The following is a 12,645-nucleotide window of genomic DNA, read 5'->3' as shown; positions in this document are numbered from 1 at the left end:
CGGCGGCGGGGCCGGGGGGGTGGGGCAGGCGGCCTGCGCCGCGACGGGCATGAGGAACAGGAGGGCGGCGAGGGCTTTGCGGGGCACGGCGTGTCTCCTCGGGGCCGGCTCTCACGCCATCGTGTGGTCGGCGGATCGGGTCAAACCGCCGCTCGCGGCTTATCTGTGGCGCATTCCGCACTGCACCCGGTTCCCGAATGACCGTCCACCCCCGGATCGCCGATCCTCGCCCCGTCGCTCCGCGCATCGCCTATCCGTGGCTCGACCGCGCCGGCCGCCTGTCGCGGTTCAAGCTCGCGGTCTTCCTCCTCGCCCTGGCGCCCGGCCTGTGGTTCACGGTGGCCTATGCCCTCGACCGGCTCGGCGCCAAGCCGCTCACCGCCTACCTGCACGCCATGGGCGACTGGTCGGTGCGGTTCCTGATCCTCTCGCTCGCGGTCACGCCGATGCGGCGCATCGCCAACGCGCCGAAGCTGATCCTGGTGCGGCGGATGCTGGGGCTCACCGCGCTCGCCTACGCGCTGGTCCATGTCACCCTCTACATCGCCGACCAGAAATTCGACCTCGCCCGGGTGGCGAGCGAGATCGTCTTCCGCATCTATCTCACCATCGGCTTCGCGGGGCTGCTCGGCCTCGTGGTGCTCGGAACCACCTCGACGGACGGGATGATCCGCCGCCTCGGCAAGGCCTGGCCGCGGCTGCACAGGCTGGTCTACCCGCTCACCGCGCTCGCGCTGCTGCACTTCTTCCTGCAATCGAAGATCGACGTCTCGAACCCGGTCTATTGGAGCGGGCTCTTCCTGGCCCTGATGGGCTGGCGGCTGATGCACCACCTCAAGGTGCCGACCGCGCCGCTGCCGCTCCTGTTCTTGAGCCTCGCGGCCGGCCTCGCCACGGCGGCGCTGGAGGCCCTGTGGTACGCGCTCGCCACCGGCGTGCCGCCGCTGGCGGTGCTCGCCGCCAATCTCGACGTCTCCTACGACGTGCGGCCGGCCTGGTGGGTGCTCGGCACGGTGATCCTGACCGTGCCGCTCAACCTGTGGCAGAGCCGGACCGTCTCCGGCGGACGAGGATCCGTGACGCGCCCTGCGCCGGCGCGCTGATTCCTCACGGCTGCAACGTTGCTTGCGGCCGCCCGTGCCGGGTGCGTGCGGCGTCGCCGTCCATCGGATGCACCCGCACCGGGATCGACTTCGCCGCCGGGGTCATGCTGCCGACGGCGTAGTGCCAGAGCGGCAGCAGCACGTTGGCTTCCGGGTAATAGGCGCCGACGCATCCGACCGGCAGGTCGTAATCGACGATCCGGAGCCCCGGCAGCTCGCGCCGGACGCCATCATCGGCGACCGTCTCCACCCGCACCATCGCCCCGTCTCTGAGGCCGAGCCGGTCGATGTCGAGGCGGTTCATCAGCAGCACGTCGCGGGTGCCCTTGATGCCGCGGAAGCGGTCGTCGTAGCCGAAGACCGTGGTGTTGAACTGGTCGTTGCTGCGCAGCGTCATCATCCGCAGCGCGTCGCGGCCGCCCTCCGGCATGTCGTGGTCCTCGTCGAGCCCGGTGGGGGTGATGAAGTTGGCCTTGCCGGTCCGGGTGTGCCACTCGCGCTTGCAGGCCGGCAGCGGCCGCTGGAAGCCGCCGGGCTCCCACATCCGCCGGTCGTAATCATGGAAGGTCTCGGGATAGGTCTCGCCGATCGATCGGCGGATCAGCCGGTAATCGTCGCACCAATCATCCCAGGGAACCTTGGGGTTCGGCTCCAGCACGCGCTTCCCCAGCTCCGCCACGAGCCGGATCTCGCTGATGAGGTGGGGCGAGGCCGGGCGACGCATCCCGCGCGAGCCGTGGATGCAGCCGGTCGTGTCCTCCATCGACAGGGATTGGATCCCGGTGCGCTGGCGGTCGGTCTCGATCCGGCCGAGCACCGGCAGGATGTAGCTGATCTCGCCCGGGATCAGGGCGGTGCGGTTGAGCTTGGTGATGGCGTTGACGGTGAGCCGCAGCCGCCGCCAGGCCGGCTCGACGAGGCTGCGGTCCGGCACCGCGCGCACGAAGTTGCCGCCGAGCTCGACGAAGCAATCGACCTCGCCCGCGATGATCGCCTCGCAGGCCTCGACGCTGCTGAGGCCCGCCTCCCGGGGCGGTGCGAAGCCGTATTGCTGGGCCAGCCGGTCGAGGGGGACCAGCTCCGGCTTCTCGGTGACGCCCATGGTGCGCTGGCCCTGGACGTTGGAATGGCCGCGCACCGGGCAGATGCCGGCGCCGCTGCGACCCATATTGCCGCGCATCAGCAGCAGGTTGGCGAGCATCTGCACCGTCTCGACGCCGGCCCGGTGCTGCGTCAGTCCCATCCCGTAGACGCCGATCACCGCCCGCGACCGGGCATAGACCGCCGCCGTCGCCTCCATCGCCGCCTGTGGCAGGCCGGCCCGACGCTCCAGTTCGGCCCAGTCCTGGGCTCGCAGCCAGTCCGCGAAGGATTCGAAGCCGTGCGTATGCTCGGCGATGAAGCCGTGGTCGAGGGCGCCCAGTTCCAGCACCGCCTTGCAGATTCCGGTGAGCGCCGCGAGGTCGCCGCCGGTCCTCACCTGGTGATACTGCGAGCTGATCCGCGTCTCGTGCCCGGTCAGCATCTCGGTCGGTGACTGGGGATTGGTGAAGCGCTCCAGCCCGCGCTCGCGCAGGGGATTGTAGGTGATGATCGGCACGCCCCGCTCGCTCGCCTCCTGGAGCGGGTGGAGCATCCGCGGGCTGTTGCTGCCCGGGTTCTGGCCGAAGAACAGGATGCAGTCGGCGTGGCCGAAATCCGCCAGCGACACGCTGCCGACCGGCTGACCGATGCTTTCGGGCAGCGCCACCGAGGTCGTCTCGTGGCAGAGGTTGGACGAATCCGGCAGGTTGTTGTTGCCGTAGAGCCGGGCGAACAGCCCATAGAGGTAGCTCGCCTCGTTCGAGCAGCGGCCCGAGCTATAGAACACGGCCCGCTTCGGGTCGCGCGCGCGGCTCGCCCGCAATTCCCGGGCGATCTCGTCGAGGGCCGCGCCCCACGAGACCGGGCGATATCGGTCGGTCCCGGGATCGTAGCGCAGCGGGTGGGTGAGGCGGCCGGGCTGCTCCAGATGGTAATCGTCCCAGTCGAGCAGTTCGGTCACTGTGTGCTCGGCGAAGAAGTCCGGCCCGCAGCGATGGTTGGTGATCTCCCAGGCCACCGTCTTGGCGCCGTTCTCGCAGAACTCGAACGGCAGCGGCTGGGCCGGCTTCACCCAGGCGCAGCCGACGCACTGGAAGCCGTCGACCTTGTTGTGCCGGGTGAGGAGCAGCGCGCCGCTGGCCAGCACGTTCTCCCGGGCCAGGATGTTGCCGAGGGAGCGGGCCGAACCCCAACCTCCCGCCGGACCCGCATAGGGCCTGAGGGAGACGCGTCTCGCCTTGGATCTCGCCATGCATCGGCTCCGCTGCTTCGAGTTGATGGATGATAGGGGAGGGGCCAGCACGGTGTGTTAGGCATCAGAACGTCCCGTCCCGGAGCGATCACGATGCTGGTGACCCGCGAATACATGCTCGAGAAGCCCTCCGGCCCGTCGAAACCGAAGCTCTTCCTGGATCAAGTGGTGGTGCCGGGGCTCGCCAACGCGGCAGGCGCAGTCGAGGCGGGGATCGAGCGGTTGGTCATCGTCGCGCGCCGCAACCCTGCCCTGGCGGTCGGTGTCGTCGCCGGGCTCGGCCTTGCCCTGACGCTGGCGCGGTCGCCGCGCCGGCCCTCCTGACAGGACGGCGCTTCCATCGTGGGGGCAACCACATAGGTCAAAGTCACGACTGGCGGAGTCTCAGGTCGTCGTCCGAGAAAGGCCGGGCTGATGACCGTGCGATCCTCCCGTTATTAACATGAGTCAGTGCAGGGCGGGCGCGTTCGACGGCACAACGATGTCGGATAGTCCGATCGACACGCGATTGATCGATCGGATGCGCTGGAGGGCCGTATGCGACGCAGCCAGCCACGAGAAGAACTTATCAAGCATTGGCCCATGCCTGTCGCAGCGTCGCCGCGATGACGCTCCAGGCTGCCCCACCGCACCGGAGGGCACAGGGCAACGGACATGGCGCGGGTTCTTCTCCCCTCTCCCCGCCCGCGGGGAGAGGGGGAAGCCCGCGCCTCTTCTTTCCCCGGACAGCCCTATGGAGAGCGAAAAGGCTTACCCGCCTCGGCGCCGTGACCGCCCTCGCCCTCGCCCTGTCCGGCTGCCAGATGAGCCTGCTCAACGCCAAGGGCCCGGTCGGCGCCGACGAGGCCAACATCCTGGTCGTCGCCTCGATCATCATGCTGGCGATCATCCTGCCGACGATGGTCGTCACGCTGGTCTTCGCCTGGTGGTTCCGGGCCTCGAACACCAAGGCCCATTACCGGCCGGACTGGGCCTTCTCGGGCAAGATCGAGCTTGTCGTCTGGTCGGTGCCGTTCCTCACCATCGTGTTCCTCGGCGGCATCGCCTGGATCGGCGCGCACCGGCTCGACCCGGCGGTTCCCCTCGAATCCGACAAGACGCCCCTGCGGGTGCAGGTCGTCTCGCTCGACTGGAAGTGGCTCTTCCTCTACCCCGAGCAACAGGTCGCCTCGGTCAATGAACTGGTCGTCCCCGCCGGCACGCCGGTCCAGTTCATCCTGACCTCGAGCAGCGTGTGGAACTCGTTCTTCGTGCCGCGACTCGGCAGCATGATCTACACGATGCGGGGCATGACCTCGCAGCTCAACCTGATGGCGGATCAAGAGGGCACGCTGCACGGGCTCTCGACGCATTTCAGCGGCGACGGCTTCTCCGACATGCATTTCCCGGTCCGGGCCGTGTCGGACGGCGCCTTCACCGCGTGGGTGCAGGGCGCCAAGGGCAGCCCGGTCCTCGATACGGCGTCCTACACCGAGCTCGCCCGTCAGAGCATCGCCGACGCGCCGCGCACCTTCGGCAGCGTCGAGCCCGATCTCTTCCGCCGCATCGTCGACCAGACCATCCCGAAGGGCCCCGGCCCCACGCAGGGAGCCGAGAGCGGCGCCCCCGCGTCCGTTAAACCCAAAGGGGGCTCGTGAGCATGCTCGGCAAGCTGACCTGGTCGGCGATACCCTTCGACCAGCCGATCCCGCTCGTCGCCGCGGCCCTGGTGGGCGTGGTCCTCCTCGGCGTCATCGCCTGGGTGGCGATCGCCGGCTGGCTGCCGTATCTCTGGCGCGAGTGGATCACGAGCGTCGACCACAAGCGCATCGGCGTGATGTACGTCCTCCTCGGGCTCGTCATGCTGATCCGCGGCTTCTCCGACGCGATCCTGATGCGCTCGCATCAGGCGCTGGCCTACAACGCGCCGGGCTACCTGCCGCCGGAACATTACGATCAGATCTTCTCGGCCCACGGCACGATCATGATCTTCTTCGGCGCGATGCCGTTCATGATCGGGCTGATGAACTTCGTCGTGCCGCTTCAGCTCGGGGTGCGCGACGTCGCCTTCCCGACCCTCAACTCGGTCAGCTTCTGGCTCACCGCGACCGGCGCGCTTCTCGTCAACGTCTCGCTGGTGGTGGGCGAGTTCGCCCGCACCGGCTGGTGGCCGGCGCCGCCGCTCTCGGAGACGACCTACTCGCCCGGGGTCGGGGTCGATTACTATCTCTGGGCGATCCAGATCTCCGGCATCGGCACGCTGATGTCCGGCGTCAACCTCGTCACCACCATCCTCAAGATGCGGGCGCCGGGCATGAGCTACCTGCGCATGCCGATGTTCTGCTGGACCGCGCTCGCCTCCAACCTCCTCATCATCGCGGCCTTCCCGATCCTGACCGCGACCCTGGCGATGCTGACCCTCGACCGTTACCTCGGCTTCCATTTCTTCACCGACGAGGCCGGCGGCAACTCGATGCTGTTCATGAACCTGTTCTGGGCTTGGGGTCACCCGGAGGTCTACATCCTGGCGCTGCCGGCCTACGGCATCTTCTCGGAAGTCATCTCGACCTTCTCAGGCAAACCGCTCTTCGCCTACCGCTCGATGGTCTGGGCGACGCTGGCGATCTGCCTGCTCTCCTTCACGGTCTGGCTGCACCACTTCTTCACCATGGGGCCGGGCGGCGACGTGAACGGCGTGTTCGGCATCACCTCGATGATCATCGCGGTGCCGACGGGGGTGAAGATCTTCGACTGGATGTTCACGATGTACGGCGGGCGGGTGCGCTTCACCACGCCGATGCTGTGGTCGGTGGCGTTCCTCGTCACCTTCGTGGTCGGCGGCGCCACCGGCGTGCTGCTGGCGATCCCACCGGCCGATTTCGTGCTGCACAACTCGCTGTTCCTGGTCGCCCACTTCCACAACGTCATCGTCAGCGCGGTCGTGTTCGCGGCCTTCGCCGGCTACGCCTACTGGTTCCCGAAGGCCTTCGGCTTCACCCTCGACGAATGGTGGGGCAAGGCGGCGTTCTGGTTTTCCCTCGTCGGCTACGTCTGGGTGTTCACGCCGCTCTACATCGTCGGCCTGATGGGCATGACGCGGCGGATGCAGCATTTTTCCGTCGCCGAATGGTATCCGTGGATCGTGGCCGCGAGCCTCGGCGTCATCGTGATGGTCGTCGGCGTCGTCTGCCAGGTGGTGCAGCTGGTCGTCAGCATCCGCCGCCGCGAGAGCTTGCGCGACGTGACCGGCGACCCTTGGGACGGCCGCTCCCTCGAATGGGCCACCGCCTCGCCGCCGCCCTCGTTCAACTTCGCCGTCATGCCGCATGTCGAGGGTGAGGAGGCCTACTGGGCGATCAAGCAGCGCGCCCGCGAGCAGGCGCGCTTACGCGAGGAGCCGGATTACGAGCCGGTCGAGATGCCGTTGAACAGCCCGACCGGCTTCGTCTGCGCCTTCTTCGCCACCCTCGTGGGCTTCGCGATGATCTGGTACATCTGGTGGCTCGCCGCCCTCGGATTGGCGGGTGCCTTCGCCACCTTCGTGGTCTTCGCCTGGCGCGACCGGGTCGAGTACGAGATCCCGGCGGACGCCGTGGCCCGCATCAACCGCCTCAACCGGGCGAGCCGCCTCGAAGCGTTGCAGCAGGCCCGCCGCAAGGAGGCCGCATGAGCAACTCGGCGGCGATTCCGGGCTCCCTGCCGGGCGTCGTGCCGATCCGGCGCGATCCGAACCATCTCGGCCATCACGCTGCCGGCGAAGGGGAGAGCCACGCCCCCGGCCGCGGCACCGGCGGGCCCGCGCCGAAGCGGATCGTCGTCGCCTACGGCTTCTGGATCTTCCTCCTCAGCGACATCGTGATGTTCGCGGCGTTCTTCGCCGCCTTCGCGGTGCTGCGCGGCGGCACCGCCGGGGGGCCGGGCGGCGCGGAGCTGTTCGACATCACCAACGTGGCGGTCGAGACCGTCCTGCTGCTCTTCTCGAGCTTCGCCTGCGGCGTCGCCACCCTCGCGTTGAACGCCCGCCGGGCCTTCGCCTTCCAGGCGGCGATGGCGGTGACGTTCCTGCTCGGCGCCGGCTTCCTGGCGCTCGAATTGCGCGAGTTCACGGATCTCGTCGCCCGCGACGCCGGCCCGACCCGCAGCGCCTTCCTGTCGGCCTTCTTCACCGTCGTCGGCTGTCACGGCCTGCACGTCACCGCCGGCCTGCTCTGGTTGCTCACGATGATGGCCCAGGTCTTCGCCAAGGGCTTTCGCCAGGACATCCTGCGCCGGGTGATGTGCTTCTCGCTGTTCTGGCACGCCCTCGACATCGTCTGGGTCGCCGTCTTCACGGTCGTCTACCTGATGGGGTCCGCCGCATGAGCCAGACTGAGGACCGGGCCCACGCCGACGTCGCGCCCGGCGACGAATACGCCCACGAGGAATTCGGCTCGGGCCTGCGCAGCTACCTGATCGGGCTGGGGCTGGCGCTGCTGCTCACCGCGGCCTCGTTCTGGGTCGCGCAGACCAAAGTGATGTGGGCGCCGGCGATTCCCGTCGCGCTCCTCACCTTCGCCATCGCCCAGATGGGCGTGCACCTGGTGTTCTTCCTCCATCTGACCAGCGGGCCGGACAACACCAACAACATCATGGCGTTGGCGTTCGGGGTGCTGATCGTGTTCCTGCTGTTCGGCGGGTCGGTGTGGATCATGCATCACATGAACACCAACATGATGGCGCCGGTGGAGGGCGGGGTGCGAATGCCGATGCAGCAGGGCGTGCCGTTGCAGCCGCAGCCGGGGATGCCTATGCAGCATGGGGGTGGTGGGCATCATTGAGCGGCGGTTTGCTCAGCGAAGCCCAGTCGCCAGCACAGGAACCTCTCCCATTCGCGAACTCCGGATGAGGTCGTGGGTGAGGCTGGAGTATTCATCGCGAAACTGGGCCGACAGGCAGATCCAAACCCTGCCATCATCCGCGTCATCCTGGGGCCGCGCAGCGGAGCCCGGAACGTCACAGAGGGTGTCAGTTCGGTCGCGGAAAGTCGAGCCGCCATCCATCCAGCGGCCTTCGGCTGGACGAAGCAACCAATGTTCAATGTGATGATGAGAGCGAGCACTCTGCTCTAACTGAGGAGTGGTGCCCGGGGACGGAGTCGAACCGCCGACACTGCGATTTTCAGTCGCATGCTCTACCAACTGAGCTACCCGGGCGCACCGGCCGCGCGAGGCGACGGTCCAAGCACCAGAGATCGTCCTCGGTCAAGGACGGCACCACCCTTACGCAAGATAAGGAAGTGGTGCCCGGGGACGGAGTCGAACCGCCGACACTGCGATTTTCAGTCGCATGCTCTACCAACTGAGCTACCCGGGCCCGCCGGCTGCGTGGGGCAGCGGCGTTGAGCGGCGGTATAGAGACGCTCGGATCGCCTGTCCAGCCGTCTCGTGCGGGCGCGCGGGCGATTGTTTGCCGGCACCCGCTCACGCCCCGCCGGCGGCGCGGCGTCGGCGCGGGGTGCGGGCCGGGCTCGCCGGGTTGCGGGGGCGGCGGGTCTTCTTCGCTGCGGCCTCGCGGGCGGGCGGCGCCTTGCTCGCCTTGGCCTCGCCGCCCGCATGAGCGTCGAGGAAGGCGCGGCAGGCCGCGAAGTCGGTCTCGATCTCCGGCGGCAGCGCCTCCATGCGCTTCTCGCGGGCGAGCGAGGCGGCGAAGCGCAGCATCGCCGGGGTCGGCGGCCGGGTCGCGCCATCGCCCGCCGGGGCGGCCTCGGACCCCAATGGGGTTCTGGGTCCCGCATGGGTGTTGAGGAAGACCCGGCAGGCGCCGGCCTCGCGGGTCGCCTCCGGGGGGAGGGGGATTCCTTTGCGGGCCGCGAGGGACTTGGCGAAGGACACCATCGCGGCGGTGGGCGCCCGGCCGCCGCGGGGCGGGGCCTCGCCCTCGACCGCCAGCCGCTCGGCCCCCGAGACCGCGCCGATCAGCGCCTCGACCCGCTCGCGGGTGCGCTGGCGAAACGCCTCGGCCCGGCGCAGGGCCTCGGCCTTCGTCGTCGCCCGGCCGATCTCGGCCAGTTCCGATTCGAACACCGCCCGTCCGACCGGGTCGCCATAGGCCGGGAACACCCGGCGCACCGCGGCCACGAAGGCGAGGCCGGCCTCCGTCACGGTGATCGCCGGGTCCTTGCCCTTGAGCAGCGTGACGTAGTGGCTCTTCATCAGCTTCGGCAGCACCGCGTCGCGGGTGGCGGCGGTGCCGAGGCCCTTCGGCTCGGTCGGGTTGGCGGGGTTCTCCAGGGCGCGCTTCAGGGCCGGGTCCTCGACCTGGTCGATCAGCCGGCCCATCACCACCGGCAGCTCGCCCCGGGTGATGCGCCGGGGCGGCTCGGTCCGGGCGGTCTCGATGGTGGGCTCGCCGCCTTGGCCGGCCTCGCCGTCCGTCACGGGCGGCAGGCGTCCGGTGGTCGGCTCGTCGTCGGCCTTGGCCTTGCCGGGCACGACCTCGTCCTCGTCGGCCTCGGTGCCGTAGAGCGCGCGCCAGCCCGGGACCTTCACCACGCTGCCGGTGATGGCGAAGCGCTTCTTGCCCAAAGGCGTCGTCACGTCGGCCGTGACCGTGGTGCGGGCATCGATCCCGTCGGCCATGTGGGCGGCGAGGAAGGTCTTGGCGATGAGCAGCCAGAGGCGCAGCGCCTCGGGCGCGGCGTCGCCCGGTCCCGGCACCTTGCGCAGGGGCACGATGGCGTGGTGCTCGCCCGGGTCCTTGACGTAATGGCCCTTCGGCCCGCGGCGGATCTGCGGCGTCGCGGGATTGTGGGCGGCGAGGTCCTTGTCGGCGGTGGCGATCGCCGCCAGCACCGCGGCGGCGTCCTTTCCTTGCGACTCGGGCAGGTGCACCGATTCGGTGCGGGGATAGCTGAGATAGCCCTTGTCGTAGAGCGCCTGCGCGTGGCGCGCGGTCACCTGCGGGTCCCAGCCGAAGCGCTTGGCGCAGGCGCGGGCGAGCGTGTCCTTCGAGAAGAGCTTCGGGGGCGCCCGGCGCACGTCCTTCTGCACCACCGCGAGCGGGCCGGCCCAGCCCGTCGCCGCGTCGCGGATCGTCTCGGCATCCTTGATCTCGAAGATCTTGTCCTTCGGCGCGTGCCACAGCGTCAGGCTCGCGCCGCTCTCCGTCGTCACCGGCAGGGCGATCTTGTAGAAGTCGCGCGGCACGAAGTTGCGGATGCGCTCCTCAAGGTCGGCGAGGATCGCGAGCGTCGGCGTCTGCACGCCGCCGAAGCGCCAGGGCTCGCGGAAGGCCGGCGGGCGCAGGCGCAAGGACACCGCCCGGGTGCCGTTGAGGCCGAGATGCCAATCCTCGTATTGCCGGCACAGGGCCTCGAGATAGGCGGCGTAGTCGCGCTCGCCGGAATCGTCCTCCCGCGCCAGCAGCCCGAAGGCGCGGCGGATCGAGATCTCGTCGAGGGCGCCGAGGCGCAGGCGATCGACCCGGCCGCGCCAGCCGAGATGCTCCAAGACCTCCCAGGCGATCATCGAGCCCTCGCGGCCCGGATCCGTCGCGATGATCACCCGCTCGACGCCATCCAGGGCCTGGCGGATCGCCGCGAGCTTCGGCGCGTGCGATTGCCCTGAGCGGCCGTGCCCGGGGGCGACCGGCAGCCGTTCCATGGCGATCGGCAGCGCGTCGAAGCGCCAGGGCTTCCAGTCCGGCCGGATCTCCCCGGGCTCGGCCACTTCGAGCAGATGCCCTTCCGCCGCGACGCAGACCGTGCTCGGCGAACGGAAGAACCGTTGCACCTGGCGCATCGCCGAGGGCTTCTCGAAGAAGAACAGCGTCTTGCCGGAAGAGGACGAGCCGGGGGAGGTGGCCTGCGCCATGGCAGCGGGACGCTCCTGGACGGGCGGGCGGCCCGAACGAAGCGGGAACATACCGGAGGCGCCTGGGTCCGGTCAACGCGGGGCCTCGGGAAAAAGCAGCGGCACGGGTCTCTCTCTTCTCCCCGACAGCTCCCGGGCTTGCCCGGGATCTGCACGAGACGGACGAAGCCGGGCAAGCCCGACATCTCGCGCGGGGAGAGGGGACACCCGTGCCGCCCCGCTCTCGCGATCGACTCGCCCCGCCCGGCCAAAATCCATCTGGCCAGGATCCATCTGGCCAAGGTCCATCTTGCCACGATCCCGCCCGCGAAACGCCGCTTGCGCCCCGTGCGTTACTCACATAAAGATATCTTTATGTTTCGCATCGGAGGCGAGGAGCCCCTTGAGATGACCGCCACCGTCCCCTTCGCCGACGCCCTGAGCGTGCTGCGGGCCGCTGCGGAGGAGACGCGCCTGCGCATCCTGGTGCTGCTCGGCGAGGGTGAGTTGTCGGTCTCCGACCTCACCGACATCCTGGGCCAGTCGCAGCCGCGGATCTCCCGCCACCTCAAGCTCCTGGTCGAGGCCGGGCTGGTGGTGCGCCACCGCGAGGGCGCCTGGGCCTTCTTCCGCCTGCGCGAGGGCGTCGCCGGGCTGGTGGCGCCGCTCATCGCGGCCCTCGACGCCGCCGAGCCGCCGCTCTCCGAGGACCGGGCCCGGCTCCAGGCGGTGCGGGCGCAGCGCGCCGAAGCCGCCCAGACCTTCTTCGCGCGGCTGGCGCCGCAATGGGACCGGGTGCGCTCGCTCCACGTGCCGGAGGCCACCGTCGAGGCGGCGGTGCTCGACGTGCTCGGGCACGGGCCGATCGGCAGCCTCGTCGATCTCGGCACCGGCACCGGGCGGATGCTCGGCCTCCTGGCGCCCCGGGCCGCGCGGGCGACGGGGCTGGACGCCAACCACACGATGCTGTCGGTGGCCCGCGCCAACCTGGAGCGCCAGGGCCTGACCCGGATCGACCTGCGCCAGGGCGATATCCACGCCCCGCCCTTCGGCCGGGCGAGCTTCGATCTCGTGCTGATCCACCAGGTCCTGCACTATCTCGACGACCCGGCGCGGGCCCTGCGCGAGGCCGCCCGCCTCGTCGCCCCGGGCGGCCGCCTCCTTGTGGTCGATTTTGCCCCCCACAGCCTGGAATTCCTGCGGGCGGACGAGGCGCATCGCCGCCTCGGCTTCGCTCCCGAGCAGGTCGCGGGCTGGCTCTCCGAGTCCGGGCTGACCGACGTGCGGCTGCGCCACCTCGCCCCGGCCGGGGGCGCGGAGCACCAGCTCACCGTCACGCTCTGGCTCGCCCATCACCCCGAAGCGGCGTCCGGGATACCCGACCGCGCCGTCGCTTAGA

At 69.6% G+C, this 12,645-nt stretch carries 9 protein-coding genes and 2 tRNA genes; 7 read left to right on the top strand and 4 right to left on the bottom strand.

Annotated elements, in window-relative coordinates:
* Window positions 1-197 precede the first annotated feature (197 nt).
* Window positions 198-1,103, top strand: a complete 906-nt coding sequence (locus VQ03_RS22705; protein WP_048453174.1) for a protein-methionine-sulfoxide reductase heme-binding subunit MsrQ — start codon at window positions 198-200, stop codon at window positions 1,101-1,103.
* Window positions 1,104-1,107: 4 nt separating this feature from the next.
* Here the strand turns inward: VQ03_RS22705 and VQ03_RS22700 are convergent, their stop codons facing one another.
* Window positions 1,108-3,438, bottom strand: a complete 2,331-nt coding sequence (locus VQ03_RS22700) for an FdhF/YdeP family oxidoreductase (protein WP_048453173.1) — start codon at window positions 3,436-3,438, stop codon at window positions 1,108-1,110.
* 93 nt (window positions 3,439-3,531) lie between these two features.
* Between VQ03_RS22700 and VQ03_RS22695 the strand changes: the two genes are divergently transcribed.
* From VQ03_RS22695 to cyoD, 5 genes are all read left to right on the top strand, one after another.
* Window positions 3,532-3,762: a hypothetical protein gene (locus tag VQ03_RS22695; RefSeq protein ID WP_048453172.1), complete on the top strand. Its 231-nt coding sequence runs from the start codon at window positions 3,532-3,534 to the stop codon at window positions 3,760-3,762.
* Between the two features lie 443 nt (window positions 3,763-4,205).
* Window positions 4,206-5,075 carry a ubiquinol oxidase subunit II gene (gene cyoA, locus VQ03_RS22690; protein ID WP_245292171.1) on the top strand — a complete coding sequence of 290 codons (870 nt, stop codon included), beginning with the start codon at window positions 4,206-4,208 and terminating at the stop codon, window positions 5,073-5,075.
* Window positions 5,076-5,077: 2 nt separating this feature from the next.
* Window positions 5,078-7,087: a cbb3-type cytochrome c oxidase subunit I gene (locus VQ03_RS22685; RefSeq protein WP_048453171.1), complete on the top strand. Its 2,010-nt coding sequence runs from the start codon at window positions 5,078-5,080 to the stop codon at window positions 7,085-7,087.
* Window positions 7,084-7,779 carry a cytochrome o ubiquinol oxidase subunit III gene (gene cyoC / locus VQ03_RS22680; RefSeq protein ID WP_083468163.1) on the top strand — a complete coding sequence of 232 codons (696 nt, stop codon included), beginning with the start codon at window positions 7,084-7,086 and terminating at the stop codon, window positions 7,777-7,779. Before VQ03_RS22685 ends, cyoC begins: the two co-directional genes overlap by 4 nt.
* Window positions 7,776-8,234 carry a cytochrome o ubiquinol oxidase subunit IV gene (cyoD, locus tag VQ03_RS22675; protein WP_083468162.1) on the top strand — a complete coding sequence of 153 codons (459 nt, stop codon included), beginning with the start codon at window positions 7,776-7,778 and terminating at the stop codon, window positions 8,232-8,234. The genes cyoC and cyoD overlap by 4 nt, the downstream gene beginning before the upstream one ends.
* 299 nt (window positions 8,235-8,533) lie before the next feature.
* Here cyoD and VQ03_RS22670 read toward each other — a convergent pair.
* The 3 genes from VQ03_RS22670 to VQ03_RS22660 form a co-directional block, all read right to left on the bottom strand.
* A tRNA-Phe gene (locus VQ03_RS22670) sits at window positions 8,534-8,609 on the bottom strand.
* Between the two features lie 84 nt (window positions 8,610-8,693).
* Window positions 8,694-8,769 (bottom strand) — tRNA-Phe (locus VQ03_RS22665).
* 107 nt (window positions 8,770-8,876) lie between these two features.
* Entirely contained in the window at window positions 8,877-11,267 is a 2,391-nt protein-coding gene (locus VQ03_RS22660) for a DNA topoisomerase (protein ID WP_208605538.1), read from the bottom strand.
* 387 nt (window positions 11,268-11,654) lie between these two features.
* Here VQ03_RS22660 and VQ03_RS22655 point away from each other — a divergent pair, with 387 nt between their 5' ends.
* Window positions 11,655-12,644 carry an ArsR/SmtB family transcription factor gene (locus VQ03_RS22655; protein ID WP_048453170.1) on the top strand — a complete coding sequence of 330 codons (990 nt, stop codon included), beginning with the start codon at window positions 11,655-11,657 and terminating at the stop codon, window positions 12,642-12,644.
* The last annotated feature ends 1 nt before the right edge of the window (window position 12,645 follow it).

This window comes from Methylobacterium tarhaniae (assembly GCF_001043955.1).
In the GTDB taxonomy this organism is placed as follows: Bacteria; Pseudomonadota; Alphaproteobacteria; order Rhizobiales; family Beijerinckiaceae; genus Methylobacterium; species Methylobacterium tarhaniae.
The sequence above is the reverse complement of the archived record's forward strand: the minus strand, read 5'-3'. Positions and strand labels throughout refer to the sequence as shown.